Source organism: Methylocella sp. CPCC 101449 (assembly GCF_031921685.1).
Lineage (GTDB): Bacteria > Pseudomonadota > Alphaproteobacteria > Rhizobiales > Beijerinckiaceae > Terripilifer.
Genome location: NZ_JAPDHU010000004.1, coordinates 331,192 through 357,450 on the forward strand (window position 1 = coordinate 331,192; position 26,259 = coordinate 357,450).

The following is a 26,259-nucleotide window of genomic DNA, read 5'->3' on the forward strand; positions in this document are numbered from 1 at the left end:
AATCTTGTCGCAGCGTCAATCAATGCTTTCGGCCCACGTTGCGTATAGAATACGCTTCGATCCACGACGGTTCCATGTTCGGAGAACGAACCCCATGAAAGTTTCCGTTTTGGCCGGCTGTCTTTGCCTTTTCGCCACGACGGCCTTCGCCTGTGATGATGCGCGCCTCGAGCGATTGCTGCGCCAGCCTTTGCCGAACCGGGCCAGCGCGCAGTTCGATGCCTCGCAGATGCAATCGTCGGAAGGGGCGACCTGGAAAATCTATGCCGGCCGAGGCAAACGCCTGCTCCGTCAAATCGTCCGTCGCGATGGGGCGGAGAGCGGTTGGGTCGAGACGCGCCTGCTGATCGTCACGCCGTCTCACTATGCGATCACACGCACCCAGGCGACCTTTTCCGCGCCGTCTTATGCCATTCCAGGCGCACGGGTGATCCGTGAGGTCAAGGACATCTACGTCTATTGCGACGGCAAGCTGGCCTTGCCGAAGGAGGGCGACATGTCGGCTTATGTCGCCGCCGCCGCACAAGCCAAGGCCATCTTCAGCGCACCGGAAGTGGCATCCTACGTATCTGTTCTGAGGCGCTGAGAGGGGATTACCGTGGCCTGGGTCTGGCCTGGCCGGTGAGGAAGTCCTGGATCTGCTTCTGCCCGTCAAACGTCTGCCAGTTGAGATTCAACGCATAGACATCGATCGGCGTGCGCGCGTTGTATCTTTCTCTCGGCAATGGCTCGCCGACCGCCAGCCGGCGCAGCGAGATGAGGCCAATGAGCGGCGAAAAATCGCTGATCGGCGTGCCTTGGATATCGAGCGACCACAATTGCGTCAGTTGTTTCAGCGGTCCGATGTCTTGCACGTCGGTTCGCGCCAGGACGAGATTCTTCAATTGCACGAGCCCGGCGAGGGGCGTCACGTTGCTGACCGGCGTGAAGGCGACCGACAAGACCATCAGGCTCGTGGCCTCTTTCAGTGGCGCCAGATCGCTCACATGGGTGGCATCGGCGCGCAGGTCTTCGAGCGCGCGCAAGCCGGCCAGCGGTTCGAGCGAGGTGATCTGCGTATAGCCGACGTCGAGCCGCATCAGCTTGCTCAGTTTGGCGATCGGCATCAGGTCGCCGACCGGCGCGCTCTGCAAAAGCAGGGTGGTCAACGTGCTGGTGTCAGCGATGGGAGAGAGATCGGCGACCTTGGTGTGCGATAGGTCGAGCGAGACCAGTTTCTTCATCTCCGCCAGCGCGGCGATGTCCTTTAGCGGCAGATCCGAGAGCCACAGGGTTTCGAGATTGGTCAGCGGCCGCAAACCCTCAAGATCGCCCAGACGGGTCTGGCGCAGATCGAGCTGGTTCAGGCGCGGCAGGCCGGCGAGCGGCGCGAGGTCGTAGACGCGGCTGCGGGCCGCGAAGACGGCGCGCAGGTTCGCCAGTTTCCGCAGCGGCGAGAGATCTTCGATGGAGGTGTCGGAGATGTCGAGTTCTTCGAGCGTCTGCAGAGCGGCCAGGGCCGACAGATCGGTAATGCCCGTGCCGTTGATCAGCAGTTTCTTCACCGCCGTCAGTTTCGCCAGCGCCGAAATATCGGTGAGCACGGTCAGTTCCGACAGGTCGACGGTTTGCGCATCGATCTGCACGGGCTGCCCGCCGACGCGGATCGTCTGCGCCTCGCCCGGCGTCAGAACGAAGAACCCGGCCAACAAGGTCAGGACAAGGGCCACCAGCCGCATCACTGTTTCTCCCCGGTCCGCTCACGAACCCAGGCTAGAGCCTGCGCCTCGACCCGTTTGATCCAGGCATCCTTGCAATCGCTGTAAGCGTTCATATCGTCCGGGTGAAGACCGCGACAGCGGGCTTTTTCCTGATCATAAGCCTGGGCGAGCGCGGGGCGAGCGGTCAGATAGTCGCGGAACGCCAGATGTCGGGTGATTTCCGGCGACCCCTGCGCATAGCCATGCAGATGAACGAGCCGGCGTCCGGTGACGGGATCGCTCTTGCGGCAATAGCGCCGCCCCGGCAGGCCATATTCGCCCCACCATTCATAGCCCAGGGCCTCGACGGTTTCGCGGCACGCATCAAGCGCCGCGAGATCGGTCGCCACCGGAATCAAATCGATGATCGGTTTGGCATGAATGCCCGGAATCGACGTCGAACCGATGTGATGAACGCCGATGAGCACCGGACCGAGCGCCTCCGTCAATGCCGCGCTTTCCCGCGCCGCGTCTTGCGCCCAGGAGGGATCATGCGGCTGCAATTCGACTTTAACCGGGGGCGACACAACAAGTTCCTCTCGAACACATCGACGATGGCGTTCGCCGGCCATCGAGCAGGTCGCCATGGATGATTTATAAATTATAGCTTGATTTTGAGTCAATCGTAAAAATCAAGACAATCTAGATTTCAGGATTGTGCTGGATTTATGGCGAGGGCGGCCGTGGCCGGTTGTTGTTGTGGCAACCGGGCGAGCAGATCGGTGTCGATGTCGAGCCGCTGCTTCAACTCCAACTGACCCCTGGGTGTGACCAGCAGACGACGGGAGTCCTTCGCCCGGCGCAGCCAGCCCCGCGCGATGAAATTGGCCAGCAGATCCCGGCCGAGCGGTCCAGCCAGATGATAGGTGCGCTCCGTCCAATCGAGGCAGGGGCGGGCGATCCCCCGTCGCGTCGGTTTCAGGTTCTGCGTGTCGATGCCGATGGTTTCGAACCAAAGGACGCCCTGTGGCGTCAGGTGGAATCGCTGATCGTCCGCCATGGCGATGCAGCGGCGGCTTTGCAGGGCCTGCGTCACGGCAACGCCGATCTGGCCGGCGAGATGGTCATAGCAGGAGCGGCAGAAGCGTAGCTCGCGCCCTTCCGCGCTCAGAGCCGGGCGCTTCACGGGCTGGTGCGCGGCGAGCGTTGCCAAATGTTCCAGCGCCTGCGCCACCCGCGGTCCGGCAAGACGATAATAACGATGGCGCCCCTGCGCCTCGCACGCCACGAGGTGGCCGGCGAGCAATTGCGCCAGATGCGAGCTCGCCGTCTGCGGCGTCACGCCCGAAACCTCCGCCAATTGGCCGGCCGGATAGGCGCGGCCGTCGAGCAGAAATGTCAGCATGCGCGCCCGCGCCGGATCGGCGATGAGGGCCGCAGCGGTGGAGAAACCGGCAGCAAATGTCATGGTCCTGCTCCCGAATGGAAGGACGGGGAGACTGATCCTAGGGGCAACGCAGTCATCATGCTTCGGTTGCTGTCGAAACATGTCAGCACGGTGAGGTCTAACGTCCGCGCTCCTTTTGGAGACCGACCATGCCCGACGACCGTCATCGCGTGCAAACCTTGCACACAACCTCTTATGATCTGCGGCTCGCGACACAACCGCCGCGCGAAAAGCTGGCGCTGATCACCCTCTGCTTGGCGGTTCTGGTGGCCCAGGTCGATACCGCCGTCGCCAATCTCGCCGTCGTACCAATAGGCACTGCTTTTCAGGCCCGCGCCGGCGCGCTGCAATGGGTGATCGACAGCTATAATCTGGTCTATGCGGTGCTGCTGCTGACCGGTGGCCTGCTCGCCGATCTCTGGGGCCGTCGGCGCATGTTCATGATCGGCGTCGGCATTTTCACCCTGGCCTCCTTGGTCTGCGCTTTCGCGCCTTCGGTAACGGTCTTGATTGCCGGACGTGCGGTGACGGGCCTCGGCGCGGCCCTGATGATTCCGGCCTCCTTGGCGATCATCCGTGTCACCTGGACCGATCCGGCACGACGCGGCCGCACGCTCGGCATCTGGGCCGCATGCAATGGCCTGGCGATGGCCATCGGCGCCACGCTCGGCGGTGTGCTGATCCATCATTTCGGCTGGCGCAGCATTTTTCTCGTCGTCATTCCGCTTGGTCTCATCGCCATGGTATTGGCGCCGCTCTCGATCCGCGAGACCTCCGATCCGCAGGGGCGCGATTTCGACGTGACGGCACAGGTCCTCGGCGCGCTCGCGATCGCTGGCCTTGCCTTTGCCGCGATCGAATTTCACGAAGCGCCGTTGATGGGCGGCATGGCTTTCGTTGTGGCGCTGATCGCTCTCGTCTTGTTCATCAATGTCGAAGGCCGGCGCGGGGCAACGGCGTTGGTGCCACTCGATCTGTTTCGCTCGAAAATCTTTACGAGCGCTTTGGCTGCGACTGCGGCGATGACCTTCGGCATGTATGGCGCGCTGTTCCTGATGCCGATGACCTGGCAGGCGACCGGCCGTTTCGATGCGACAGGCGCTGGCCTGGCGCTGATGCCCATGGCGCTGGTGTTCGTTGCGACATCACCGTTCTCCGGCGGGTTGGCGGCGCGCTTCGGCAATCGCCCCCTGGCGACGGGCGGTGTCGCCATCATCGCGTCGGGCCTGGCCCTGATCGCCTTGTCAGCAGGTGCACCGTCCGTCCTGGGGGCTGAGATTGGCCTCGCGCTCACAGGGCTTGGCATGGGCTTCGCGACGGGCCCGCTCACGGGCGCGGCCGTTGGCGCGGTGCCGGCGGCGCGGTCGGGAACAGCGAGTGCGCTTCTCAATGTCGCGCGTATGGTCGGCGCCAGCATGGGCGTCGCGCTGCTCGGGGCTATCCATGTGATGGCGGGGGCTGGTGCGACGGGCCTACGCGTCGCCATGCTCACGGGCGCTGGCGTGCAAGTCTGCGCCGTGCTTCTGGCCTGGCGCGCTTGGCGCCGGGCCGAGCAGGCGTAATGCTCTTATTCTGCTTCGAGGCTGGCCTCGACCAAAGTTGCCGTGCGCCGATAATGCGCCGCCAGCAGTTCGATGGCGCGGGCTTCCTCGCGCGCCAGTGTCGCATCCATGATTTCCCGATGTTCGAGCGCCACGTCGCGCGGCGTTCCCTTCGGCGTGCGGCCGGTCAGGGTCGGCTGGCGATAGCGTTCGGTTTCGGCATAGAGCTTATCGGAGAGATCGAGCAGGCGCGGCGAGCCGCAGACGTCGATGAGCGCGCGGTGAAATTCGTAATGGCTGGTCTCGATTTCCTGCGCTTCTTCGGCCGAGGGCGGCGTCGTGCGCGTCGCTAAACGCTTGGTCTTGAGATTGAGGGCGTGAAAGGCGGCGACGATCCGGGCTTCCCAGGCATCATCGCCGGCGGCGATGGCGCGGCGCAGCGCTTCGCATTCGACGAGCACGCGGGTCTCCACCGCGTCCCACATTTGCGCGGCCGAGAAGGGCGCGACGGAGAAGCCGCGCAACGGCGCCGATTGCACCAGGCGCTCGCTTTGCAGCCGGTTGAGTGCCTCGCGCAGCGGTGAAAACGAGAGGCCGTAGCGGGCGCGCAGCACCTCCAGTCGCAACGGTTGACCTGGCGCGAATACACCGCCGATGATGTCGCGGCGCAGATCACGATAGGCGGTGTCCACCAAGGTCAAGGTTTCCGATCCCGTCCGGTCATTTTCGACGGCCGTGGCGGTGAGGCGTCTAGACGGCACATTTTCCTCCTGGTCTGGTGCTAGAATAGGCGGTCTGCGGAAAAAATCACCTAAAATCGTCAATCGTCACGAAAAAGATTGATTCTTTCGAAAATCCTTCCTAGCCTTTGAGCAGATCAGGATCGAGCGAGGATCAGGCCATGAGCGCCGAAAAAAACCAAGAGCAAGGACGGCACGACCAGTATCGCGAGGAAGTCGCCGGTCGCGCCAATGTCGAGGATACGCCCGAGCTGATCGCCTATTACAAGGATCTCGAACGGCTCGAGACGGCGGCGCTGTGGACCGTCGCCAATAAGATCGAGCCGTGGGAGCCGAAGTCGGCCTCCGTGCCGGTGTTGTGGCGCTATCGTGACCTACGCGAACACGTCTTGCGTTCGGTCGAACTGGTCTCGCCGGAGAAGGCTGGCCGTCGCGTCATCTATCTCAACAATCCCGGCCGCAAGGACGATGCCGCCGCCGTCGGCTGGCTCTATTCCGGCTTGCAGGTCATGCATCCGGGCGAAGTCGCTTCCGCCCACGCCCATTCCGCTTCGGCGCTGCGCTTCATCATGGAAGGCGCGGGCGCCTATACGATCGTTGACGGTCACAAGATGACGCTCGGTGCCAATGATTTCGTGCTCACGCCCAATGGCACCTGGCATGAACACGGTGTCGAGGCCAGCGGTTCGCCCTGCATCTGGCAGGACGGTCTCGACATTCCGCTCGTCAATGCGCTGGAAGCCAATTTCTATGTCGTCCATCCCGATCTGCAGCAGGCTGTCGGATATGCGGTCGACGATATGAGCAAGACCTGGGGCAATCCGGGCCTGCGTCCGTCGACGGGCGATTGGTCGAAGGGCTATTCGCCGCTGCTCAAATATGAATGGGCGCCGACCTATGAAGCGCTGACGCGCTTTGCCGGCACCACCGAAGGCTCTCCCTTCGATGGCGTGATGATGAATTACGTCAATCCGGTCACCGGCGGTCCGGTCATGCAGACCATCGGCGCCAGCATGCAGATGCTGCGGCCCGGCGAGCGCACCAAGGCGCATCGCCATACCGGCAGCTTCATCTATCAGGTGGCCAAGGGCAGTGGTTTCTCGATCATCGGCGGCCGCCGCTTCGATTGGCAGGAGCGCGACATTTTCTGCGTGCCGTCCTGGGCTTGGCACGAACATGCCAATGGCTCCGACAAGGACGATGCCTGTCTCTTCGCCTTCCATGACCTGCCGGTCATGCAGGCCTTGGGCCTCTATCGCGAGGAAGCCTTCCTCGACAACCGCGGCTATCAGCCGTCGGTGAACTAACCTAACCAACGAAAGAACATCCATGCGTCTTGTGACTTATCGCGCCTCGGTCGAGGCGCCCGCGCGTTTGGGCTTCATCGATGGCGATTATGTCGTCGACGTCGCCATGCTGGGAGATTCCCTCGGGCTTGATTTGCCCGACACCATGCTCGATCTCATCGATCTCGGGCCCCTGGCGGTGACGCAATTGCAGGATGTCGTCGATCAGACGCGGCCGTCCTGGCCGATCGGCGCGGCGCTGCCGCTCGTCAATGTCAAATTGCTCGCGCCGATCCCGCGTCCGCGCAAGAACATCTTCGGCATTGGTCTCAATTATGTCGAACATGTCGCGGAATCGAGCCGCACCCTCGACACGTCGAAGGATCTGCCCAAGCAGCCGGTAATTTTCTCCAAGCCGCCGACCACGGTGATCGGCCCGGGCGATGCCATCGAGCACAATAAAGCGATCACTCAACAGCTCGATTGGGAGGTGGAACTGGCGGCCATCATCGGCCGTACCGCCAAACGCGTCGAGAAGGACAAGGCGCTTGATTACGTGTTCGGCTACAGCGTCATGATCGACGTCAGCGCGAGAGACAACCGTCGCGCCGGCCAGTGGATCTATTCCAAGGGCATGGACACCTATGGCCCCTTCGGTCCCTGCATCGTCACCGCCGACGAAATTCCCGATCCGCAGGCACTCGATCTGTGGCTGACGGTCAATGGCGTGATCAAGCAGAAGTCGAACACCAAGCACATGCTGTTTGACGTGAAGACGCTGATCTCCGACATTTCCGCTGGCATCACGCTCGAGCCTGGCGACATCATCGCCACCGGCACGCCGGAAGGTGTCGGCGCCGGCCGCAATCCGCAGGAATGGCTGTGGCCCGGCGACGTGGTCGAAGCCTATGTGGAGAAGATCGGTCAGATCCGCCATCCGGTGGTCGCGGTCTAAGAACCGGCGGGAAAGCAAGGGAACAGGACAGCCATGACGACATATAAAGCCGCGGTCGCCCAGGCCGCTTCCTTTCCCGAAGACCCTCGTGCCTCCGCCGAGAAGGCGGCGACGATGATCCGTGAAGCCTCGCAAAATGGCGCACGTCTCATCGTCTTCCCCGAAGCCTTCATCGGCGGCTATCCCAAGGGCGCTTCCTTCGGCGCGCCCATCGGCATGCGCAAGCCGGAAGGTCGCGAAGCCTTCCGCGCTTATCATTCCGCCGCCATCTCACTCGATGGCGAAGAGGTCGCGACGATCGCCGCGGCGACGGCCGAAACCGGTATGTTCGCGGTGATCGGCTGTATCGAGCGCGACAAGGGTACGCTCTATTGCACGGTGCTCTTCTTCGATGGTGCCAAGGGCCTGATCGGCAAGCATCGCAAACTGATGCCGACCGCCGGCGAACGGCTCATCTGGGGCTTTGGCGATGGCTCGACCATGCCGGTGTTCGAAACCCCTCTCGGCACGGTCGGGGCGGTGATCTGCTGGGAGAACTACATGCCGATGCTGCGCATGCATATGTATGCGCAGGGCATCTCCATCTATTGCGCGCCGACGGCGGACGATCGTGAGACCTGGATCCCGACCATGCGCCACATCGCGCTCGAAGGCCGCTGCTTCGTGCTCACCGCCTGTCAGCACATCACCCGTGGCGCTTACAGCAAGGTCCACGAGTCCGCGCTCGGCGATAAACCTGAAACGGTGATGATGCGCGGCGGCAGCGCCATCATCGATCCGCTGGGCCGCGTGCTCGCCGGCCCGAATTTTGAGGGCGAAACCATCCTTTACGCCAATCTCGATCTCGACGACGTGCCGCGTGGCAAGTTCGATTTCGACGTCAGCGGCCATTATGCGCGGCCCGACATTTTCCAGTTGATCGTCGACGATCGGCCGAAACATCCGGTTTCCAATCTCGCCTCTCTCGCCGAGCAGCGGTAGCGCCATGTATTATGAGATGGACGCCACCGCCGCCGACATCCGCTATAAAGTGCTCACCGCGACGGTGACGCCGCGACCGATCGCCTGGGTGACGAGCAAGTCTGCGGCGGGGATCGTCAATGCGGCGCCCTATAGTTTCTTCAACGTGATGGGCCACGAGCCGCCGACGCTTGTACTGGGGCTCCTGCGCGATCCGGTGAAAGGCTTCAAGGACACGGCGGAGAACATTCTGGCGACGGGCGAATTCGTCGTGAATCTCGTCTCGGAAAATCTCGCCTCGGCCATGAACATCACCTGCATGGATGCGCCGCGCGAGATCAGCGAACTCGATTGCGCTGGCCTCGAAGCCGCGCCGAGCACGCTCGTCGCGCCGCCGCGCATCAAGGCCGCGCCGGTCTCGCTCGAATGCCGCAGCCTCTCGGCGGTGGTGACGGGGCCGCAGCAGACCATCGTCATCGGTCGCATCGTCGCCGCTCATGTCGCGGATGAATTCATCATCGACGGTGCGCGCGGGCACATCGATACGCCGGCATTGCGGCTCATCGGCCGCATGCACGGGGGTGGCTGGTATGCGCGCACGTCAGATCTGTTCAGCATCGACCGCCCGACTTACGCTGGCTGGTTGCAAGAACAGGAAAAAGCTAAAACAGAAGGCTGAACTAAAATCAGCAGCTTGCTAGGCGGCGGAACGGCGCACGAAGCGACGCGGCGTCCGTTTTTCCTCGGCCACCACATCCATATGCGGCAGCGCGTCCATAACCCGCTCCGGCGGGAAGATGACGATCACTTCGGTGCCGACACGCACTTCCGATTTCAGCGTGAATGTGCCGCCGTGCAGTTCGACGAGGCCTTTCACGATAGGCAGGCCAAGGCCTGAACCTTCGTCGGCATTCTTCTGCGCCATCGAGCCGCGGCCGAAGGAGGAAAGCACCACCGGGATTTCTTCCGGCGGGATGCCGGGTCCGGTGTCGCGGATGGAAATGTATTGTCCGCCCGCCGCCGTCCAGCCGACCTTGATGGTCACCGTGCCGCCTTGCGGCGTGAACTTGATCGCATTGGTCAGAAGATTCAGCGTCACCTGACGAATGGCACGCTCGTCGGCCCACAGACGCGGCAGATCGGGTTCGATCGTGTTGACGACATTGATGCCGCGCTTTTGCGCGCGCATGGTGAGCAGATGCTGGCAGTCCTCGACGATGTGAGCGATCGAAATCGATTCCTCGCGCAGCTCGACGCGTCCGGCTTCGACGCGCGACAGGTCGAGGATTTCGTTGATCAGTTTCAGCAGATGTTCGCCGCTGGAATGAATGTCGCTGGCATATTCGCGATAGGTCGGCACCGCGTGCTGGCCGAACAATTCGTTCTTCATCACTTCGGAGAAACCGAGAATGGCATTGAGCGGCGTGCGCAGCTCGTGGCTCATCGTGGCCAGGAATCTTGATTTGGCGAGATTGGCCTCTTCGGCGCGTCGCCGGGCCTCGTCTGAATTCATCTTCTGCGCTTCAAGCTCGGCGATCAGTTCGTCTTTCTCCATGCGCAGCGACAAGGAATCGAGCGTAGACGCGTAGAGCCGCTTGGCGAGAACGGCGAAATAGATCGGCGTTGCGGCCGCCATGATCGTCAGCGGCAAAGCCGCCGCCGATGCCATGTGATTGCCTTGGGTGAAGATGACGATGGCGAGTGTGACCGGCAGCAGGCTGCAATAGACGGCCAGGGGAATGGGGGCGGAGAGCACCGCGTTCATTGCCGCTACGGTGAGCAGAACGAACAGAACGAAGAGCCGCGCGCTTTCGTCAGCCACGGGCAGGAGAATGGCGACGAGACTGGCCCAAGCGAAGCCTTGGACGATTTCGGCGAAAATGAATTTGCGATGCCAGGCGCGCAGCCGCCGCTCCGGTTCGTCATCCTGCAGGAAACGAGTGGCGAAGCCATAGACGAGGGCATTGGCGCTCGTCATGAGGGTCAGCCAGATCAAGGCCCGGAAAGGCGTGGTCCAGATGATCGTGCTGCCGGCAACGATGAACGCCAGCGCCATGACCACGGGGGCGGCGGACTTCCGCGCTTCGGCGAACTGGCGGATCAGTTCGAGATCGAAAGCGCGATGGCCGGTGCCGGAGGAGGTGATGCGTTCGCGCGTGGCACGAATCTGCGTGGCCATGTCACGGCGCTGCTGAGCCGTTCTCGGATCGGGGCCGCGACCCCGCTCGATCATTTCGGCGGTGACCTCACGCATGGACACAATAGACCCGGACTCAAAACGCGAATGGACTGGAAAAATGCCCGCGATCGGCGGCGCGGCCATATTCCGCCAAAAAGCTTAACGATCGGCTGACAGGTTCCGAAGTTACTTGGGTTAATGTCGAGTTAAGACGCATCGGGCCCAGGATGCCGGCAGTACGAGAGGATTCGTGCCCCTGGATGTGCGCTAGCGCACATTGATCACCGCAAATTAAGATGAAATGCGATGGTTTCTTGAAGGATTTTCCCGTGCGCCGTTTTGGCGGAAGGCCATCTATTGTATAGGATTTTTTATGTTTTCTACGTCCCCGTCCCACCCCCTCGCACCCGTCAACTCAAGAGCGGGAGAAGCCGAAAATCAGGCACATAAGGATCAGCGAATGCATCTGACCATCGTGGGTAGCGGCGATGCTTTCGGTAGCGGCGGCCGTTCCAACACGTGTCTGAGGCTCGACTGTTCGGGGGAAGATGGGCGCGGCCAGACGCTGGTCGTCGATTTTGGCTCGTCAGCCCTGGTCGCTTGGCATAAACTTGGCTTTGACACCAACGAGATCGACGCGGTGGTTCTCAGCCACCTGCATGGTGACCATTTCGGCGGCCTGCCGTCGCTGCTCCTGGAAGGCCAGTTCGTCAGCCGCCGCAAGAAGCCTTTGACGATCGTCGGCCCCGAGGGGCTCGAAGGGCGCCTTCGCGCCGCCTGCGAAGCGCTGTTCCCCGACAGTTGGTCGAACCGCTGGGGCTATCCGCTCACCTTGATCGAAAACCGGCCTGGTCCTGTGACGGAGGTGGCTGGCTGCAAGATTTCGGTGCTGCCTGTCGATCATCCGTCAGGCGCCATGTCGCGCGCTTTGCGCATCGAGAATGGCGGAAAAACCTTTGCCTTTTCCGGCGATACCTGCTGGGTCGATAATCTGGTCGAGATCAGCGACGGCGCCGATCTGTTCATGGTCGAATGTTATTCAGGCCAGGAGACCGTGCCTTATCACATCGACTGGCCGACCTTGAAAGCCAACCTGCCGCGTCTCAAGGCGCGTCGGATCATGGCGACCCATATGAATCCCAGCGCCTATGCTTTGCGTCAGGACATCATCGCCGCCGGCGTCCTGGTCGCTGAGGACGGCGCCACGCTCGATCTTTGATGAGGAAAACTCCGGTTCCGCAGAAGGCGAAACCGGAGGCTGATCACAATCAGTGGCTGGCCGCCGCGACAAGGCGTGCGCGTCCGGCTTTCGGCCAAACATTGGCGCCGAGCGCATTGGTTTGTTCCGACCAATGGTCCGTCATGGCATCGAGCAGAATCTCGATCTTGTCGTGCGTCGCCACTTGGGTGCGCACCGCCAGCAAAGTGCCGCCGCGCCGCACGGCTTCCGCATAGGCATGGGCTTCGGCTTCGCTGACGCCGCTCTCCATGAGCGAGCCCATCATGCTGCCGGCTGCACCGCCTGCCATCAGCCAGCCGCCCGCGACCACCGGGCCAAGGCCTGGAACGGCGACAATGCTCAGCTCGGTGAGCAGGCCGGACACGACTTCATGGTTCTCGCCAGCCGCCATCGTGCCGATGGCCAGGAGATGGCTATCGCTTCGCTCATCTTGATCGTGATAGGCGCGCCATCTGTCGGCCGTAGTGGCGACCAGGGACATATCGACGCTTGGCACGCCACTGCGCTCCAGCAGGGCCACGGCCTCCTGCGCGTGCGTGAAGTCGTCGTAAAGCCGTGTGACAACGGTCATGGATTTCTCCTCAATGGAACGGTCACGGCCCCAAGTCCGGGGCCTCAAGTGCGGGCGATGCGGATTGACGCGTCAGCTTTGCTCAGTCGCGCCAAAGATCGTTTTCGATGGAAGGCTCACGGCAATGAGCCGCGAGTCGCAGGGCGGGGGCATGCTCCCGTCTGGATAAAGCGGAAGCGTTATCGCCAGCGTGGCCCGGTTGGGCGGCGCGATAGGGGAAGCTTGGTTTTCAGATGAATTCCCACGGGGGTATTTCCAGGTGCTAGAACCGATAAGGGAGCAGTTGAAGGTGCTTCTTCAGTTCGACGCGCATATTCCACTCGACGCTCCAGTAACGGCCTCCAACGCCCAAGGTTCCTGCGTCAAAATGACTCGCGGCAGAATTTTTTCGCTTGGTCGCAACCAACGGAAATATCTCGCTAAACTCTTGGAACCATTCCAAAGGAGGCGGCGTTCGAAATCTGCGATGATCATGATCATTTTAGGAACTTCGGCCGCGCTCTGTTCCATGGCCAGTTTCGTGCCGCAGGCCTGGCGGATCATTCGGACGCGGGATACGGAAGGGATTTCGCCGGGGACTTATTTCCTGACGGTTCTCGCCTTTGCCCTGTGGACCGCCTATGGCGTGCTGCTAGATGCATGGCCGCTTATGGTGAGCAACGGCTTCAATCTGTTACTCTCCGCTTTCATTCTGATCATGACGATCTTGCCGCAACGGATCAAAAATGCCGTCGCTGACAGGATAGATCCCAACGACGACGCCTGATCGGATATCTGTCGCGGAAAGAGGACGATCGATCTTGAGCGGGCAGGCGATGGGGGAGATGACGCGCAGGGGCCGAGAGAAAAGGCTTGCTGCTTTGGTTCATGATATCGAAGCCTGTCGCATCTGCATCGATACGCCCGACAAGACGCCGCTGCCGCATGAACCAAGACCGGTTGTGCGAGCGTCATCGACGGCCCGTCTGCTGATCGCGGGGCAGGCGCCGGGTGTGCGCGTCCATGCCTCCGGCATGCCGTTCACCGATCCCTCGGGCGACCGCCTGCGGCAGTGGATGGGGATCGATAAGGAAACATTTTACGACACGGCCCGCATCGCCATCGTGCCGATGGGCTTTTGTTTCCCCGGACACGATGCCAAGAAGGGCGATCTGCCGCCGCGCCGCGAATGCGCCCGCCACTGGCACGAAGACCTGATGCAGGCCATGCCGCAGATCGAAACCATTCTCGCCATCGGCATCTATGCGCAGGCTTGGCATCGCCAGCGCCTGGGTCTGCCCGTACCCGCTTCCGGCGGCATGACCGATCTCGTGCGCGATTGGCGCACGGCTTTCGCCGCTACGCCGAAGGTCATCGCCTTGCCGCATCCCTCTTGGCGCAACAATGCCTGGCTGAAGAAAAATCTCTGGTTCGAACGGGATGTTCTGCCGCGTTTGCGCGACGAGGTGGCGCGGCTTGTGGGGCCATGAAGGTTCGGTCCATCTGACGGTACGAAACATGGGCTAGCGCAATGGGCGCGGCACCCTTATATTGGCCGCGTCGAAAAAGGCAGGTCTGGTATGGTAGGTCCAGACCCTTCCCGTGAGGGAAGCACTGTCCGGTCCCGTTCGCGGGACCAGAGGCACCACGGCGATCCAAGCGCTTCGGCGCGCAGGTTCGGCTGGGTGCTTGTTCTTTTGCCCCGCATCGGCTGGACCCACTACGAGAGACCAGTCTATGCATCGTCAAGGCCTTACCTCCCCTGTAGCAACCCTGCTGACTGACCGTACCGCCATTCTGGCGGTGACCGTTTTTCTGAATGTCAGCGGTTTCACCATCATCAATCCGGTCGTTCCGCTGCTGGTCGGCAGCTATGTGCCGGAATCTCAGCTCGCGCTCACGGTTGGCGTGATTGTTTCGGTCTATGCCGCTTGCGCCTTTCTGGCGGCACCGCTGCTGGGCGCTTTCAGCGACCGCTACGGCCGCAGGCCCGTGCTGTTGCTGTCCCTTTTCGGTTCGGCCATTGGCTATGTTGTTTTCGGCATCGGCGGCGCGCTCTGGGTGCTCTTTGCCGGGCGCATCATTGATGGCCTGACTGCCGGCAATCTGAGTGCGATCTATGCCAGCGTCGCCGATGTGTCGGCGCCCGCCGAGCGCGGTCGCGTTTATGGTTTGCTGGGAGCTGCCGGCGGCGTTGGGTTCATGTTCGGCCCGGTGGTCGGCGGTCTTCTCGGCGAAATCTCGCCGACTGCACCGTTGTTTGCCGCCGCTGTCCTGTCTTTGCTCAACATGGTCTGGGTGCAATTGGCGCTCGGTGAGACCTTGCCGGTCGAACGGCGCGCGAAAGATTTGCACTGGCGCAAGCTCAATGTCATCTCGCAGTTTTCCGGCATCTTCAGCGATCCCACCTTGCGTATCGCCTTTGCGACGTCGTTTCTGTTTTATTTCGCGGCCACGATGATGCAGAGCAATATCTCCGTTCTATTGATCGAAGTGCTGCGCTTCGGCTCGCTCGGCATCGGCATGACGCTGTTCGTCGTGGGCATCATGGACATTCTGGCGCAAGGGGTTCTGACACGCCGCTTGCTGCCGCGCTTCGGTGAATATCGGTTGGCGCGTGCCGGGTTGATGATCAACGCCGTGGGCTTCCTGCTCATCGGCGCCATCGTTTGGCTGCCGTCGGTCTGGCTGCTGATTGTAGCCATCGTCGTTTTCACCCTCGGCGATGGCCTGTTCATGCCGGCGATGAACGGCATCGTGGCCAATGCGGCGCCCGACGAGATGCAGGGCCGCGTCCAGGGCGCTTATCAGGGACAGCAGGCCATCGCCCGCATTTTTGGTCCGCTGCTCGCCGCGGCCCTGGCGCTCAATCTCGGCTCTGGCGCGCCCTATTGGACGGGCGCGCTGATCGTGGCCTTCGGGGTCTTCATCCTTATAGCGTTTCACAGTTCGGCGGAATCGTCGAACGCCATGAAGACGCGTCAAAACAAGAGAAGCTAAGCAAATCACGTTTCTATCGAAACGTGATTTGCTCTAGCGCCCTGCGCAAAACAAGCGAGAGCCGATAGAAGGCCTCACTTCGGCTGGACGAAAGCGTTGGTGTAGAAACTCTCGACCGGTGCCGGCTTTTCGATCACGCCGAGATCCATATAGAGCTTCTGGATCTGCGCCAAAATGTCAGGGTCCGTTTCGCCGAGAATCTTCTGACCTTTGTAGGTGCGTTCGATGTAGTTCTTGAACATGCGTAGAACCACATCTTCCTTGCCTTCAAAGGTCGGCACGGCGCGGATGTAGATTTTCGTCGCCGCCTGCGGATCGTCCATGACGAATTTCATGCCCTTCAAGGTGGCCTGGACGATCGCCCGCACCATCTCGGGCCGTTTGGCGATCATCGTATCGGAGGCGACGATCGCCTGGGCCGTCGTCGGGATATAATCCTTGAGCGGCATCGAGAGGGTTTCACCGACGCCATCTTGCACGCTCACTTCCCAGTCGGGCGTGCAGATGCAGGCATCGACCGCTCCGGCGATGACGAGACCGATCACGCCGGTCGGGCCCACGGCTTGAATGTTGGCGTCGTCCCGGCGGATCCCGTGTCGCGCGAGGGCGCCCAGGGTGGCGTAGAAATTTGCCTCCTGGAAAGACATGACCGAAATATTCTTGCCGCGCAGGTCCTCGATCTTGGCGATGCCGCGATCCTTGCGGGCGACCAGAACGCCAAGAGCACCGCCGCCGAGCAGACCGACGATCTTGATCGGGATGCCGTTGCCGCGCACGACGATGGGCGCATCGCCCAGCGACAGGCCGAACTCGGCATTGCCGACGCCCACCTGTTTGGCAATGTCGAGGCCGCCACGCGCAGTATGGAATTCGACATCATAGCCGGCGTCTTTGTAATAGCCGTTTTCCTGCGCCATGATCAGAGGGGAGAAGGCCGGCAAGGTGGCCGGCGCCGCCAGCAGGAAATTGATTTTCTCCAACGCCTGGCTGGAGGATGAAGCGCCGATTGCCAGAGCGGCCATCAACAGGCTGATGCGGAAACCCTTCATGCCAACTCTCCTTCATACTGAACTTGCACACTGAACGCGATGAGGATGTCGCTTAGATACGTTCGCCAAAAACGGCCTTGGGCGCTCCATCGCGTCCCGTATGCAGAGCGGCGAGCTTGCGCTGGAAATAGGCCCAGGTCTGATCGATATGACCGGGGCTGATCATCTGCCGGTGACGAAGCGCCCGCTCGTCCGCATCGGGGAAGCGGCGCCATTTCAGGTTGCTATTGGCCGCCATCACTTCGACGCGCGCCGCCCGTTCCAGAAAGATGCCGCGACATACGGTTTCGGCGATGGTGGCGCCGCAGAAAACGACACCATGATTGGCGAGAAATAAAAAATCTGCTTCTCCAAGCGCTTTGGCCACTTCGGCTCCCGCCTCGATGTCGTTGATCAAAGCGGATGTGCCATTGAAGAAGCCGATGCGCGTCAGCTTGTCGGCTTCGATCGTATAAGGATGGAAGATCGGCTCGGCTGCCGTGAGCAGGCAGGCGAATTGCGGATGGCTATGGGCGACAATGCGCACATCGTCGCGCGCCTTGAAGATTTCAGAATGGATGGGCCATTCGGAGTGGGGGCGGCCGCTGCCCGACAGCTTCTGCCCCTCAAACGAGAGGCTGACGAAATCCTCAGGACCCATGACTTCGCCGAGCCCGATATCGTTGCGCTTCATCCAAAAGAAGGAACCGCTCTCGTCGCGCAGGGACAGATGCCCCTGCGCCAGATCACCGTGTCCCTCCATTTCCAGGATGCGGCAGGCGAGCGCGAGCTGCTCAAGCTGCTCGCGCATGCGGTCGGAAGGCTGATCCATGAAGACTCCTGTCAGATGAACAGACGGCCGCCATCGCAGTTGAGATTCTGGCCGGAGACGAAATGGCTGTCGTCGGAAGCCAGGAAGAGCAGGGGGCCGATCAGGTCGTGCGGCGTCTGCACACGCTGGATCGAACGCTGTTTGGCCTCGCTCTCGAGATATTCCGGCGTCGTATTGGCGCGGTTCGAACTGCTGTCGGTCAGGCCCGGGATCAGCGTGTTGACGCAGATGTTGTGTTGGCCGAGTTCGCGCGCCAGGGCCCGGCTCAGGCCCATGACGCCCATTTTCGAGGCGACATAGTGGACGAGCCCATTGCCGCCGACGAAAACGCTGCCTGATCCGATGTTGATGATATGGCCGCCGCCGCGCCGCGTCATGGCGGGCACGACCGCCATGGTGCAGAGCCAGACACCTTTGACGTTGACGGCCATCACGCGATCGAACTCGTCGGGCGTGATCTCGTCGTAGCGCTTGCGTGTGAGATTGGCGTACATGGCGGCATTGTTGACGAGAATGTCGATGCCGCCGAACTGCTCTTGAGCGGCTTCGGCCATGGCCTGCGTGTCTTGCGGCGAGGAGACGTCGAGCCGGAAAGCATGGGCCCGGCCACCGGCTTCGGCGATGTCTGCGGCGACCTGCTTCGCGCCCTCGATGTCGAGATCGGCGACGAGAACCGCCGCGCCGACCGTGGCCAACGCCTTGCAATATTCCGCGCCGATGCCGCGGCCGCCCCCCGTCACGATTGCCGTTTTGCCTTGCAGTCTCACGCTCGTCTCCCACATCGCTTCAACAGTGAATATAGATTGACAAACAGACAATTTATTGTCAATATGAAAATATGATGCTGAAATCGGATATTGAAATCATCGATCAATTGGCCATTGAGGCTTATGCGCTTTCAGCCACGTTCCGCCGTCACGGCACCGTGCTGGCGGCCAGAGCCGGACAGACGCAGCCGCGCTGGCAGGTCTTGCGGGCGGCATCCATGGAATTGCTGTCCGTGCCGCAGATCGCGCGCCGTCTCGGCGTCACCCGCCAAAACGTGCAGCGCATCACTGATGAACTCGTCGCCGATCGGCTGGTGCAATTGGTGCTCAATCAGGATCACAAGGCCTCGCCGCATCTTGTGCTGACGCCGCGCGGACAGGAAACGCTCGACGCGCTGACGGAAGCAGGGGTCGATTATCGCAAATCGGTTTGGCCACGCCTGCGCCACGTCGATCTGGCGGACCTCGTCGCGATGCTCAAAAGCGTCAATCACGCTTTGGCCGAGGTCGATCTTGAAGCGGAGGCTGTCGAGGGCGCCAAGTCGCGGCGGTCGGGCGAGGGCCGGCGGATCAGAAAATCATCATGAGTGAGGGTGTGATGGGTCAAGCAGGCGGAAGCGAAACGAGAAGCAGTTTATCGGCCGTGCCGGTCATTGATCTGTCGCCCTTCACGGCCGGCGGATCCTTGTCGCAGCGACAGGAGACGGCGCGGCAGATTCGTCGTGCCTGTATCGATATCGGCTTCTTCTACATCACCGGCCACGGCATTTCGGTTGCCGAAATGGAATCGACTGTGAGTCTCGGGCGGCAATTTTTTGCCCTGCCGATCGCGCAAAAGGAATTGATTCTCGCGCGCCATAACGATGCCAACCTCGGCTTCATTCAGACCGGCGGCCTCGATCCCGATGCGGAAAAGCTGGCGAAGGCCGATCGCAAGGAACGGCTTTATTCGTCGCGCGCGCTCTATCCTGGCGAGCTGATCGATGAAACATCTCCCGCGGGCCGCTCGCAATGGTTGCCGGAAACTGTCCTTCCCGGCTTCAAGGATGCGATCGAGACGGCTATCGCCAATAAGGTGAGGCTTGCGCGCCAGTTGGCGCGGGCCTTTTCTCTAAGCGTCGACTTGCCGGAGACTTATCTGGAAGATTTCCATGACCGGCTCGGATGTATCAACTCGTTCAATTATTATCCGGCGGTTGATCCGGACGTCGCCGATCGTCTGTGGGGCTTCTCGCCACACACCGACTACGGCACCTTCACCATCCTCCAGCAGGACGATGTCGGTGGTCTGCAGGCTCAGAATGCCGATGGCGATTGGATCGATGTGCCGCCGAAGACGGGCACCTTCGTGATCAACGTCGGCGATCTCCTTTCGCGCTGGACCAACAATCTCTATGTCTCGACCTTGCACCGCGTGCGCAATCTGAGCCCGCGCCCGCGTTTGTCGATTTCCTTCTTTGCCTATCCCAATCCGCGCGCCACGATCGCGACCTTGCCGAGTTGCGAGACCGCACAGGCGGCCTATGATCCGGTCATTGCTGGCGATTATATTCGCAGCCTGTTGACCCAGGCCTATACGACCGGGCAGACCGGCATATCCCAGACGACGGCTCAGCGGCTTTCTCGCTAAACCCGCATCGCTTCGATCAATGCCTTCAGCGCCGGCGTCTGCCGGCGGCTGGGGTAATAGAGATAGTAGCCGGGATAGGGCGGGCACCATTCCGCCAGCACTTGCCGCAGGCGGCCTGCGGCAAGGTGAGACTTCACCTGATCCTCGAAGACATTGGCGAGGCCATGGCCATCGAGGGCGGCGTCGATGATCATTTCGGCGTCGTTGAAAATCAGCGAACCCTCGACGCGCACCTTCATTGGTCGTCCGCTCTTCTCGAATTCCCAGGCATAGAGACTGCCCGAGGTGGCGAAGCGATAGTTGAGGCAATCGTGTTCGGCCAAATCCTGCGGCCGGCGCGGCGGGGCATGCTTCTTGAAGTAGGCCGGTGCGCCGACGATGATGGAACGCAGCGGCGGGCTGATGCGCGCGGCGATCATGTCTTTTCCGATCTGCTCGCCGATCCGGATGCCGGCATCGAAACGATCGGCGACGATATCGGTGAGCCCCGCATCGACCGAAATCTCCACTTGCACGTCAGGATGTTTCGGCAGGAAGCGCCGCAGCGCCGGCCAAAGATAAGTGGTGGCCGCATGACGGCCGGCGGTAATGCGGATCAAGCCGCTCGGCCGGTCGCGCAATTCGCCAAGCGCCGCCAATTCCTGAGTGATCTCGTCGAAGGCCGGCCGAAGGGTCAGCAACAGGCGTTGTCCGGCCTCGGTCGTGCCGACACTGCGGGTTGTGCGCGCTAGGAGCCGCAGGCCAAGCCGCTCTTCCAAGGCCTTCATGGCGTGGCTCAGCGCCGATTGCGACATGCCGAGGCGGGCGGCGGCGCGCGTAAAGCTTCTATGCTCGGCAACGGCGGCAAAGAGGGCGAGATCGCTGAGATCGTCCCGTTTCATTCATGCATCCATTTCATAAGGCCACTTTAATTATGGCATTAAATGTCAGAGGTTCAATGCGCGGGTTGGCGGAACGTCGGGAGCCATCGCTTCAAGCGAGCGAAGTGGTGATAGGGCTGTCGTGACAAACCGTCATTGCCGACCTTAAAATGCTCTGCAATGATGGATTCTTCTCAAATTTCATCTGTTTCCTATCGCGCGCGCTACACACCTGAGATAGTGCGCGACGCGGTGAAAACCTATGTGCGCCGCCGGCTTTTCGCCGAGCAGAAGGGCTTGTGGATCGCCGCCGGGGCCATGGCCGTGTTGTTCATTGGGTTGCTGTGGAGTGGGCAGCGCGATTGGCTCACCGGCATCGTGGGCGCGGCCGCCGTCTTGCCTGCTCTGCTGCTGATCGCCGGCTGGCGCGCCCATAGCGCCAATACGGTGGGCCGCTTCTCGCGCATGAAAGAGCCGGTCGCGGAGATCGCCTATGACGCAACGACATTGTCGTTCACGTCCGATCTGGGCAGCGCCCAAGTGCCCTGGTCGCAGCTGACCGAAGTCTGGCAGCGGCCGGGCTATTGGATGATCTTCTTCGACAAAAATCAGTTCAACGTTTTGCCGGATGACGACATGCCGGACGGGTTGCGACAGAAGCTGCGTGATAATGTGTGAGCTTACATTTTGGGGCACCTGTCGGCTCTGATGCATTGGCTTAATTGATGTTTCTTAGGCAAGAATCGCCCCATTCTTGCGAAAATTCGAATACACGATGCATACGTGTGCAAGGCTGTTGCTCCGCGTGAAGCACCCGCCTATCATCGCATCATCTCTCGGAAAATATGGACGCTTCCGCGATGAGGGGGTTCACGCGTCATAATCTTGCGCGGTTTCCGCGCCGGCAGGTTCTGAAGGCGATGGGGGCGTCGGCATTCTGTGCCCCGGCCTTGCCGCGTCAGCTCCTGGCCCAGACCGCTGCCAGCTTTCGGCCGGGCCCTTATCGCACGCTTGATGAATTGTCGGCTTCACTCCTCGCATCGGGTGTTTCCGCCGAGGAGGCGAAGATTCTTTTGCCATTGGCGAAACCCGCCATCGCTCTGCAATCCACGGCCGCCGACGATACGACGATCGCGCTTGGTGCCAGCAAGATCGGTGGTTCACCCGATGTGCCGCGCGACTTTGTCTGGCCGGAGCGCCAGCCCACGGCTTTTGGCTTGTCGGTCGTCGAAACCTTGCGAGGCTATTTAGCCGACAGTGCGGAAGATGACCTTAAGAGCCAGATCGCCCTGAAAGAACATTTGGCCAAGCGTGTGGCGCCTTTAGCGTTCATGGCGCAGATCGATTTGGCCGCTTGCGCCGCGGCTGGGCCATGCGATGCGGATATGCCGCGCACGGGTCACTTTCTGCTTTTCTACGATCTCGTCTTCAACCCGGAAACAGGCCGAGAAACGAACGGCAATCGTCTGTTCCAATTGATTCATGTGGAAGGCGATCTGACGCGGCATGTCTCGCCCGATCTTGGTTTTCCTTTATTCGGCGGCGTGGAAGCCTATCGCAATTGCCTGCCGTCGGCGCAGTTCAAACCGATTTTCACTTATACTTTGCCCGATCAGCGCGCCGCGCCGATCACACCGAGCTATCTCAACCGGCCTTATCCGCACGAAAACTGGAGCGACGGCCAGCCGACCCATCTCGATGCTTCCAATCGCTTGGGCGGCTGGCCTGAAAACATCCGACGCGAGATGACGATCGCGCTTTCGGCCGAGGATGCCCGCATCAACATCGCGTCGTTGAAATATCGCGAGATCTTCAAACTCTTGGGAGAAGCCGCTCAGGAATGGGTGATGTTGTTGCAGATCGGCGCCTATGACAACGACATCAACGATTTTAACGGCCTTTATTACGTCTGGATCCGGCGCCGCCATTTGCGCGCGCGCGATTTCAGCCAAGCACGGCTGATCTATCAGAAGGATGGGTGAGCGTTTTCGAGCGAAGTGGAGGCTGGTTCGCGTGAAGAAAGCGCGCCAAAACAAGGCTTGGCGCGCTCACATGCTCGCCAGCGTCACGATCGCTCGGCCTTGCGCATCGAGCAGCATCAGCTTGCCGCGCTGCGGATCGACGCGCCAGGCGCGGACATCGGCGAGGGCCGCGAAGAACTTGGCTTCCTGGTTCATCGCCGCGGGCACGCAGGCCATTTTGGTGCTGGCAACGCGACCAAAGTTGATCCGCTCGCCGTTGATGGTCGCGCGGCCAGCCATACGGTTGCAGCCGCCGCTGCCGCTCACCGCGCCATCAGGCGCGATGTCCAGCACCGTTTGCAGGCGATCGATCACGCCGCCACCGCCAATGTCTTCGGCAAGCCAGCGCCCATCGGGCCGGCTGGGGGCGACCGGCGTATCCGTGCGCGGCCCGTCGCCGACCCGTTCGACCAGAATGTCGGTATTGCCAAAGCCACCCCGTCCGCCGGCCAGCCCTTCCGCCGACAGGCTATGGCGCGTCGTATTGATGAACAGAAGCCGGCCATTGAGCGTGATGCGCGCTTGCAGGGCGTAGCTGAAATTGGGCCTGATCTGCGCATCGTCATAACGCAGCCGATAACGCAGCGGCACCTGCCGGCGTGGCCACAGCGTCGTGCGCGCCAAAACCCGGGCTGGCGCGTCGGCCAGCGAAACATCGATCAATTGCACTTCGACGATGGCCGACGGGGGCAGCGCCATGCGCTCGCGATAGGTCACGGTGCCACTCAAGGTGCGCGGTTTGGCGATCGCGAGCGTGGCATGGGTCAAGGTGGCGAGAAGAAGAGCAAGAATCGCAGCCGCGCGCCGTCCGTTGGCAATGTTCATCGCAACCTCGCTTGCATCGGATGGCGCCGAAAGGCACCGATGCCGCGATCGTAGCGGGATGTTTTTCCGGGAGCCAGCCCTATCGTCTTATCCCATTGGTCTGACTTTCATGTTATCAAACCACAGAGAAACCAACGTAGAGATCGAGGTGAACGAATCCATGAGTGCGATCACCGTTAACAAGGAAATGCAGGATGCCGGCAATGGCCGCTACTTCGCGCGCATCGCCGGCATCGATGCCGAAGCGGAAATTACCTTTACCGTTCCAGGCCCTGGCATCATCAGCGCCAATCATACCGGTGCGCCGCCGGCGATGCGCGGCACGGGCGCGGCGGGTGCCCTCGTGGACTATATGATCAACGACGCACGCCAATCGGGTTTCAAAATCATTCCGCGCTGCCCCTATGTGCGCGCGCAATATGCGAAACATCCCGAATGGGCTGATGCGTTCACCACCAAACCCGGCGAAGAGCCTTAAGCGGGGAAACTCATGTCGCAGCCGCAAGCTTACGAGCGCTTCCTGGCACTGCACGGGCGCACGTTCATCATGCCGAATGCCTGGGATGGTACGTCGGCCGTTCTGCTGAAACGCGCGGGCTTCGAGGCTTTGGGCTCCACGTCACTGGCCATCGCTTTTGCGATGGGGCGCAACGATGGCGCTCATGCGGTGAGCCGCGAATTGGCATTGGACAATGCCACGATGTTGGCCCGGCTGACCGATTTGCCGGTCAATGGCGATCTCGAAGACGGCTTCGGGCCGTCGCCCGAGGATTGCGCGCTCACCGTGCGTGCGGCGATCGATGCTGGTCTCGCCGGGCTCGGCATCGAGGACACGACCGCCGATCCGCAAAAGCCGATCCATGATTTCGATGCGGCGGTGGCGCGCATCAAAGGCGCGGTCCAGGCGGCGCGCGGCCGCATCGTGCTCACTGCGCGCACCGACAATTTTCTGCAAGGCCGCCCTGATCTCGACGATACCATCCGTCGTCTCGTCGCCTTCGCCGAATGCGGCGCCGACGTGCTCTATGCGCCGGGCCTGCCGGATATCGAGGCGATCAAGAAGGTCGTGCGTACCGTAGCGCCCAAGCCCGTCAATGTGGTGGTCGGCCCGCGCAGCGGCCCGGTGCCGCTCAGCGTGCTGGAAGAGGCCGGTGTCAAGCGCGTCAGCCTCGGCGGCGCGCTTTATCGCCGGGTGATGGCCGATCTCGTCGATGCGGCGCAAGCGCTGAAAGCCGGCGATATCGCTTCGGCGGCCAAGGGCATCGCCGCCGGCGAAATCGCGGCGCTGCTGCCGAAATCGTGATGGGGCTTAGCGCGCGATCGCGACGATGCCGAGGATCGACGCGATGAAGGCCAGGCCAATGCGAAGGCCGTGCAGCCAAAGCCAAGTGTCGAGTTTACCGGGGACTTGATTCAAGGGCACGGTCTTGGCCGCGAATTGCGCATTGCTCGGCAGATGATAGGCGAAAGTCACGATCAGAACCGCGATGATACAGGCCGATGCCGCCAGCCAGAGCGTGCGCCCTCCATCGTTCCAGCCGATGTAAAGCGAGCCGGCAAGCCCGATGAGAGCGGGAACGACGACGAACGGAATGGCTTGCGCCACGAAATGATTGTTCTGAGCGAACCAGTCGAGAAACGCCTGGGGCGCGAGGCTTTTCCAATAGGCACCGAGGATGATGCCGATGGCGAGCATGACGCCGGCGAACGCGGCCGAGCCCGCTATCGCCACGATGTTGAAGAGCAAACGGGCCATGGTCTCCTCCCTACGCGACGCAGATGCCAGGCACCGCAATCTTCTGGAACAGGTGCGGCGAGGCGACGGCGCTGGCCGGATAGGCCGTCAGTCGGGCGTGAAACTCGGGATGGGTAAAGGCGGCTCGGAAAGCTGCCGTCGATTCCCAGACGGCGTAATTGAGATAGATCGGGCTGTCGCCGACGGCGCGATGAAGCTGGGTCGAGATGCAACCGGGCTGTCGCGTCATGAAGTCGGCGTCGTGGCGCCATGCGGCGAGGAAAGTGGCCTCATCAGCGGGATCGAGGGTGAAGACGTTCACCAGAACGACGGGCGAAGCATCAACGGCAATCTGTTTCTCGATCGGAAAGGTGGGGTCCATCGAACGCCGAACGGGCATGACACGCTCCTCGAATGAACTATATTGACATCATGGTGTCGAAATGAATTGCATATTGACATCATGATGTCAAATAAGATGTATGGTGCATATGGTGAAGCCCAAGAAAGCGACCGCGGGGTCGGCCGTGACCGACCTCATTCTCGAGCTGTTTCAGGTCAATAACCGTCTGCTGACGGCTGGCGACAGGCTCGTCGCCGAACTCCGGCTGACGAGTGCCCGCTGGCAGGTCTTGGGTGCCATCGTGGCCACCGAGCGGCCGCAGCCCGTCGCGTGGCTGGCGCGCGACATGGGCGCCAACCGGCAGAATGTCCAACGCATCGTCAACGATCTGGAACAGGAAGGGCTCGTCGCTTTCCTGCCGAACCCCCATCACCGCCGCGCCCAACTGGTCGATCTCAGCGAGCGCGGCAGGATCGTTTACGACCGGGCGCTGAAGCTGCAGGGCCCCTGGGCTGAAAGCGTCGCCAATGGCCTGACGTCGAAAGACATCGAAACGGCGCGCAACGTTCTCAAAGTGCTGCGCAGCAATCTGGAGACGCAGGCCGAGGACGAGTGACGGGAGCGTGGCAAGTCACGCGCCC

Annotated in this window: 30 protein-coding genes; 17 read left to right on the forward strand and 13 right to left on the reverse strand. The window is 61.5% G+C overall.

Going from position 1 to position 26,259, the window contains the following annotated elements:
• The first annotated feature begins 94 nt into the window (after positions 1-94).
• Positions 95-586: a hypothetical protein gene (locus tag OIM99_RS26195; RefSeq protein ID WP_311853471.1), complete on the forward strand. Its 492-nt coding sequence runs from the start codon at positions 95-97 to the stop codon at positions 584-586.
• Between the two features lie 7 nt (positions 587-593).
• Here OIM99_RS26195 and OIM99_RS26200 read toward each other — a convergent pair whose 3' ends face one another.
• The 3 genes from OIM99_RS26200 to OIM99_RS26210 form a co-directional block, all read right to left on the reverse strand.
• Complete coding sequence (locus tag OIM99_RS26200) at positions 594-1,718, reverse strand: leucine-rich repeat domain-containing protein (protein WP_311853472.1); 1,125 nt, start codon at positions 1,716-1,718, stop codon at positions 594-596.
• The gene (locus OIM99_RS26205; protein WP_311853473.1) at positions 1,718-2,266 is read right to left on the reverse strand and encodes a GrpB family protein; all 549 of its coding nucleotides are present in this window, start codon (positions 2,264-2,266) and stop codon (positions 1,718-1,720) included. The genes OIM99_RS26200 and OIM99_RS26205 overlap by 1 nt, the downstream gene beginning before the upstream one ends.
• A 122-nt stretch (positions 2,267-2,388) precedes the next feature.
• Complete coding sequence (locus OIM99_RS26210; protein WP_311853474.1) at positions 2,389-3,147, reverse strand: winged helix-turn-helix domain-containing protein; 759 nt, start codon at positions 3,145-3,147, stop codon at positions 2,389-2,391.
• Positions 3,148-3,275: 128 nt separating this feature from the next.
• On the opposite strand from OIM99_RS26210, the gene OIM99_RS26215 reads away from it, so the two are divergent.
• Positions 3,276-4,688, forward strand: a complete 1,413-nt coding sequence (locus OIM99_RS26215) for an MFS transporter (protein WP_311853475.1) — start codon at positions 3,276-3,278, stop codon at positions 4,686-4,688.
• Positions 4,689-4,693: 5 nt separating this feature from the next.
• Here the strand turns inward: OIM99_RS26215 and OIM99_RS26220 are convergent, their stop codons facing one another.
• Positions 4,694-5,428 (reverse strand): FCD domain-containing protein, encoded by a 735-nt coding sequence (locus tag OIM99_RS26220; RefSeq protein ID WP_311853476.1) that lies wholly within the window; start codon positions 5,426-5,428, stop codon positions 4,694-4,696.
• A 140-nt stretch (positions 5,429-5,568) separates the two neighbouring features.
• Between OIM99_RS26220 and OIM99_RS26225 the strand changes: the two genes are divergently transcribed.
• The 4 genes from OIM99_RS26225 to OIM99_RS26240 are packed head-to-tail and all read left to right on the forward strand — an operon-like array spanning position 5,569 to position 9,287.
• Positions 5,569-6,714 (forward strand): cupin domain-containing protein, encoded by a 1,146-nt coding sequence (locus tag OIM99_RS26225; RefSeq protein ID WP_311853477.1) that lies wholly within the window; start codon positions 5,569-5,571, stop codon positions 6,712-6,714.
• A 22-nt stretch (positions 6,715-6,736) separates the two neighbouring features.
• The gene (locus tag OIM99_RS26230; RefSeq protein ID WP_311853478.1) at positions 6,737-7,648 is read left to right on the forward strand and encodes a fumarylacetoacetate hydrolase family protein; all 912 of its coding nucleotides are present in this window, start codon (positions 6,737-6,739) and stop codon (positions 7,646-7,648) included.
• Between the two features lie 33 nt (positions 7,649-7,681).
• Positions 7,682-8,629: a carbon-nitrogen hydrolase family protein gene (locus tag OIM99_RS26235; RefSeq protein ID WP_311853479.1), complete on the forward strand. Its 948-nt coding sequence runs from the start codon at positions 7,682-7,684 to the stop codon at positions 8,627-8,629.
• A gap of 4 nt (positions 8,630-8,633) precedes the next feature.
• Positions 8,634-9,287 carry a flavin reductase family protein gene (locus tag OIM99_RS26240; protein WP_311853480.1) on the forward strand — a complete coding sequence of 218 codons (654 nt, stop codon included), beginning with the start codon at positions 8,634-8,636 and terminating at the stop codon, positions 9,285-9,287.
• Between the two features lie 18 nt (positions 9,288-9,305).
• Here the strand turns inward: OIM99_RS26240 and OIM99_RS26245 are convergent, their stop codons facing one another.
• Positions 9,306-10,862 carry an ATP-binding protein gene (locus tag OIM99_RS26245; protein ID WP_311853481.1) on the reverse strand — a complete coding sequence of 519 codons (1,557 nt, stop codon included), beginning with the start codon at positions 10,860-10,862 and terminating at the stop codon, positions 9,306-9,308.
• A 385-nt stretch (positions 10,863-11,247) separates the two neighbouring features.
• On the opposite strand from OIM99_RS26245, the gene OIM99_RS26250 reads away from it, so the two are divergent.
• Positions 11,248-12,006: an MBL fold metallo-hydrolase gene (locus OIM99_RS26250; protein ID WP_311853482.1), complete on the forward strand. Its 759-nt coding sequence runs from the start codon at positions 11,248-11,250 to the stop codon at positions 12,004-12,006.
• 49 nt (positions 12,007-12,055) lie between these two features.
• On the opposite strand, the gene OIM99_RS26255 is transcribed toward OIM99_RS26250, so the two are convergent.
• The gene (locus OIM99_RS26255) at positions 12,056-12,598 is read right to left on the reverse strand and encodes a hypothetical protein (RefSeq protein ID WP_311853483.1); all 543 of its coding nucleotides are present in this window, start codon (positions 12,596-12,598) and stop codon (positions 12,056-12,058) included.
• Between the two features lie 190 nt (positions 12,599-12,788).
• On the opposite strand from OIM99_RS26255, the gene OIM99_RS26260 reads away from it, so the two are divergent.
• From OIM99_RS26260 to OIM99_RS26270, 3 genes are all read left to right on the forward strand, one after another.
• The gene (locus tag OIM99_RS26260) at positions 12,789-13,364 is read left to right on the forward strand and encodes a SemiSWEET family transporter (protein ID WP_311853484.1); all 576 of its coding nucleotides are present in this window, start codon (positions 12,789-12,791) and stop codon (positions 13,362-13,364) included.
• Positions 13,365-13,422: 58 nt separating this feature from the next.
• Complete coding sequence (locus OIM99_RS26265) at positions 13,423-14,067, forward strand: uracil-DNA glycosylase family protein (protein ID WP_311853485.1); 645 nt, start codon at positions 13,423-13,425, stop codon at positions 14,065-14,067.
• A 247-nt stretch (positions 14,068-14,314) separates the two neighbouring features.
• The gene (locus OIM99_RS26270; protein WP_311853486.1) at positions 14,315-15,577 is read left to right on the forward strand and encodes an MFS transporter; all 1,263 of its coding nucleotides are present in this window, start codon (positions 14,315-14,317) and stop codon (positions 15,575-15,577) included.
• A 74-nt stretch (positions 15,578-15,651) separates the two neighbouring features.
• Here the strand turns inward: OIM99_RS26270 and OIM99_RS26275 are convergent, their stop codons facing one another.
• Genes OIM99_RS26275 through OIM99_RS26285 form a run of 3 tightly spaced genes read right to left on the reverse strand, consistent with a single transcriptional unit; the run spans position 15,652 to position 18,204 of the window.
• On the reverse strand, positions 15,652-16,626 hold the full coding sequence (locus OIM99_RS26275; protein WP_311853487.1) for an ABC transporter substrate-binding protein: 975 nt from the start codon (positions 16,624-16,626) through the stop codon (positions 15,652-15,654).
• A gap of 52 nt (positions 16,627-16,678) precedes the next feature.
• Complete coding sequence (locus tag OIM99_RS26280) at positions 16,679-17,437, reverse strand: class II aldolase/adducin family protein (protein WP_311853488.1); 759 nt, start codon at positions 17,435-17,437, stop codon at positions 16,679-16,681.
• A gap of 11 nt (positions 17,438-17,448) precedes the next feature.
• The gene (locus OIM99_RS26285) at positions 17,449-18,204 is read right to left on the reverse strand and encodes a glucose 1-dehydrogenase (protein WP_311853489.1); all 756 of its coding nucleotides are present in this window, start codon (positions 18,202-18,204) and stop codon (positions 17,449-17,451) included.
• A 74-nt stretch (positions 18,205-18,278) separates the two neighbouring features.
• Between OIM99_RS26285 and OIM99_RS26290 the strand changes: the two genes are divergently transcribed.
• Together OIM99_RS26290 and OIM99_RS26295 are read left to right on the forward strand one after the other, a co-directional pair.
• A complete protein-coding gene (locus OIM99_RS26290) occupies positions 18,279-18,791 on the forward strand; it encodes a MarR family transcriptional regulator (RefSeq protein ID WP_311853490.1) in 513 nt (170 codons plus the stop codon).
• Between the two features lie 56 nt (positions 18,792-18,847).
• Positions 18,848-19,834, forward strand: a complete 987-nt coding sequence (locus OIM99_RS26295) for a 2OG-Fe(II) oxygenase family protein (protein WP_311853491.1) — start codon at positions 18,848-18,850, stop codon at positions 19,832-19,834.
• Here the strand turns inward: OIM99_RS26295 and OIM99_RS26300 are convergent.
• Entirely contained in the window at positions 19,831-20,715 is an 885-nt protein-coding gene (locus tag OIM99_RS26300; RefSeq protein ID WP_311853492.1) for a LysR substrate-binding domain-containing protein, read from the reverse strand. The genes OIM99_RS26295 and OIM99_RS26300 overlap by 4 nt on opposite strands.
• Positions 20,716-20,874: 159 nt before the next feature.
• On the opposite strand from OIM99_RS26300, the gene OIM99_RS26305 reads away from it, so the two are divergent.
• Entirely contained in the window at positions 20,875-21,372 is a 498-nt protein-coding gene (locus OIM99_RS26305) for a YcxB family protein (protein ID WP_311853493.1), read from the forward strand.
• A 182-nt stretch (positions 21,373-21,554) separates the two neighbouring features.
• Positions 21,555-22,676, forward strand: a complete 1,122-nt coding sequence (locus OIM99_RS26310; RefSeq protein WP_311853494.1) for a DUF1963 domain-containing protein — start codon at positions 21,555-21,557, stop codon at positions 22,674-22,676.
• 66 nt (positions 22,677-22,742) lie between these two features.
• On the opposite strand, the gene OIM99_RS26315 is transcribed toward OIM99_RS26310, so the two are convergent.
• The gene (locus tag OIM99_RS26315; protein WP_311853495.1) at positions 22,743-23,540 is read right to left on the reverse strand and encodes a YbaY family lipoprotein; all 798 of its coding nucleotides are present in this window, start codon (positions 23,538-23,540) and stop codon (positions 22,743-22,745) included.
• 160 nt (positions 23,541-23,700) lie between these two features.
• Between OIM99_RS26315 and OIM99_RS26320 the strand changes: the two genes are divergently transcribed.
• Both OIM99_RS26320 and OIM99_RS26325 read left to right on the forward strand, forming a co-directional pair.
• Positions 23,701-24,018: a GNAT family N-acetyltransferase gene (locus OIM99_RS26320; RefSeq protein WP_311853496.1), complete on the forward strand. Its 318-nt coding sequence runs from the start codon at positions 23,701-23,703 to the stop codon at positions 24,016-24,018.
• A gap of 12 nt (positions 24,019-24,030) precedes the next feature.
• A complete protein-coding gene (locus OIM99_RS26325) occupies positions 24,031-24,843 on the forward strand; it encodes an isocitrate lyase/phosphoenolpyruvate mutase family protein (RefSeq protein WP_311853497.1) in 813 nt (270 codons plus the stop codon).
• 6 nt (positions 24,844-24,849) lie between these two features.
• On the opposite strand, the gene OIM99_RS26330 is transcribed toward OIM99_RS26325, so the two are convergent.
• Both OIM99_RS26330 and OIM99_RS26335 read right to left on the reverse strand, forming a co-directional pair.
• Positions 24,850-25,296: a DUF1772 domain-containing protein gene (locus OIM99_RS26330; RefSeq protein ID WP_311853498.1), complete on the reverse strand. Its 447-nt coding sequence runs from the start codon at positions 25,294-25,296 to the stop codon at positions 24,850-24,852.
• Between the two features lie 10 nt (positions 25,297-25,306).
• Positions 25,307-25,675, reverse strand: a complete 369-nt coding sequence (locus OIM99_RS26335) for an antibiotic biosynthesis monooxygenase family protein (RefSeq protein ID WP_311853499.1) — start codon at positions 25,673-25,675, stop codon at positions 25,307-25,309.
• A 91-nt stretch (positions 25,676-25,766) separates the two neighbouring features.
• On the opposite strand from OIM99_RS26335, the gene OIM99_RS26340 reads away from it, so the two are divergent.
• Positions 25,767-26,234, forward strand: a complete 468-nt coding sequence (locus tag OIM99_RS26340) for a MarR family transcriptional regulator (protein WP_311853500.1) — start codon at positions 25,767-25,769, stop codon at positions 26,232-26,234.
• Positions 26,235-26,259 lie beyond the last annotated feature (25 nt).

Excerpts from the sequence above, each read along its gene's own strand:
- OIM99_RS26195 (WP_311853471.1), top strand. The coding sequence starts at position 95 with ATGAAAGTTTCCGTTTTGGCCGGCTGTCTTTGCCTTTTCGCCACGACG.
- OIM99_RS26200 (WP_311853472.1), bottom strand. The coding sequence starts at position 1,718 with ATGCGGCTGGTGGCCCTTGTCCTGACCTTGTTGGCCGGGTTCTTCGTT.
- OIM99_RS26210 (WP_311853474.1), bottom strand. The coding sequence starts at position 3,147 with ATGACATTTGCTGCCGGTTTCTCCACCGCTGCGGCCCTCATCGCCGAT.
- OIM99_RS26215 (WP_311853475.1), top strand. The coding sequence starts at position 3,276 with ATGCCCGACGACCGTCATCGCGTGCAAACCTTGCACACAACCTCTTAT.
- OIM99_RS26225 (WP_311853477.1), top strand. The coding sequence starts at position 5,569 with ATGAGCGCCGAAAAAAACCAAGAGCAAGGACGGCACGACCAGTATCGC.
- OIM99_RS26230 (WP_311853478.1), top strand. The coding sequence starts at position 6,737 with ATGCGTCTTGTGACTTATCGCGCCTCGGTCGAGGCGCCCGCGCGTTTG.
- OIM99_RS26235 (WP_311853479.1), top strand. The coding sequence starts at position 7,682 with ATGACGACATATAAAGCCGCGGTCGCCCAGGCCGCTTCCTTTCCCGAA.
- OIM99_RS26240 (WP_311853480.1), top strand. The coding sequence starts at position 8,634 with ATGTATTATGAGATGGACGCCACCGCCGCCGACATCCGCTATAAAGTG.
- OIM99_RS26245 (WP_311853481.1), bottom strand. The coding sequence starts at position 10,862 with ATGCGTGAGGTCACCGCCGAAATGATCGAGCGGGGTCGCGGCCCCGAT.
- OIM99_RS26250 (WP_311853482.1), top strand. The coding sequence starts at position 11,248 with ATGCATCTGACCATCGTGGGTAGCGGCGATGCTTTCGGTAGCGGCGGC.
- OIM99_RS26255 (WP_311853483.1), bottom strand. The coding sequence starts at position 12,598 with ATGACCGTTGTCACACGGCTTTACGACGACTTCACGCACGCGCAGGAG.
- OIM99_RS26265 (WP_311853485.1), top strand. The coding sequence starts at position 13,423 with ATGACGCGCAGGGGCCGAGAGAAAAGGCTTGCTGCTTTGGTTCATGAT.
- OIM99_RS26270 (WP_311853486.1), top strand. The coding sequence starts at position 14,315 with ATGCATCGTCAAGGCCTTACCTCCCCTGTAGCAACCCTGCTGACTGAC.
- OIM99_RS26275 (WP_311853487.1), bottom strand. The coding sequence starts at position 16,626 with ATGAAGGGTTTCCGCATCAGCCTGTTGATGGCCGCTCTGGCAATCGGC.
- OIM99_RS26280 (WP_311853488.1), bottom strand. The coding sequence starts at position 17,437 with ATGGATCAGCCTTCCGACCGCATGCGCGAGCAGCTTGAGCAGCTCGCG.
- OIM99_RS26290 (WP_311853490.1), top strand. The coding sequence starts at position 18,279 with ATGCTGAAATCGGATATTGAAATCATCGATCAATTGGCCATTGAGGCT.
- OIM99_RS26300 (WP_311853492.1), bottom strand. The coding sequence starts at position 20,715 with ATGAAACGGGACGATCTCAGCGATCTCGCCCTCTTTGCCGCCGTTGCC.
- OIM99_RS26305 (WP_311853493.1), top strand. The coding sequence starts at position 20,875 with ATGATGGATTCTTCTCAAATTTCATCTGTTTCCTATCGCGCGCGCTAC.
- OIM99_RS26310 (WP_311853494.1), top strand. The coding sequence starts at position 21,555 with ATGAGGGGGTTCACGCGTCATAATCTTGCGCGGTTTCCGCGCCGGCAG.
- OIM99_RS26315 (WP_311853495.1), bottom strand. The coding sequence starts at position 23,540 with ATGAACATTGCCAACGGACGGCGCGCGGCTGCGATTCTTGCTCTTCTT.
- OIM99_RS26320 (WP_311853496.1), top strand. The coding sequence starts at position 23,701 with ATGAGTGCGATCACCGTTAACAAGGAAATGCAGGATGCCGGCAATGGC.
- OIM99_RS26325 (WP_311853497.1), top strand. The coding sequence starts at position 24,031 with ATGTCGCAGCCGCAAGCTTACGAGCGCTTCCTGGCACTGCACGGGCGC.
- OIM99_RS26330 (WP_311853498.1), bottom strand. The coding sequence starts at position 25,296 with ATGGCCCGTTTGCTCTTCAACATCGTGGCGATAGCGGGCTCGGCCGCG.
- OIM99_RS26335 (WP_311853499.1), bottom strand. The coding sequence starts at position 25,675 with ATGCCCGTTCGGCGTTCGATGGACCCCACCTTTCCGATCGAGAAACAG.
- OIM99_RS26340 (WP_311853500.1), top strand. The coding sequence starts at position 25,767 with ATGGTGAAGCCCAAGAAAGCGACCGCGGGGTCGGCCGTGACCGACCTC.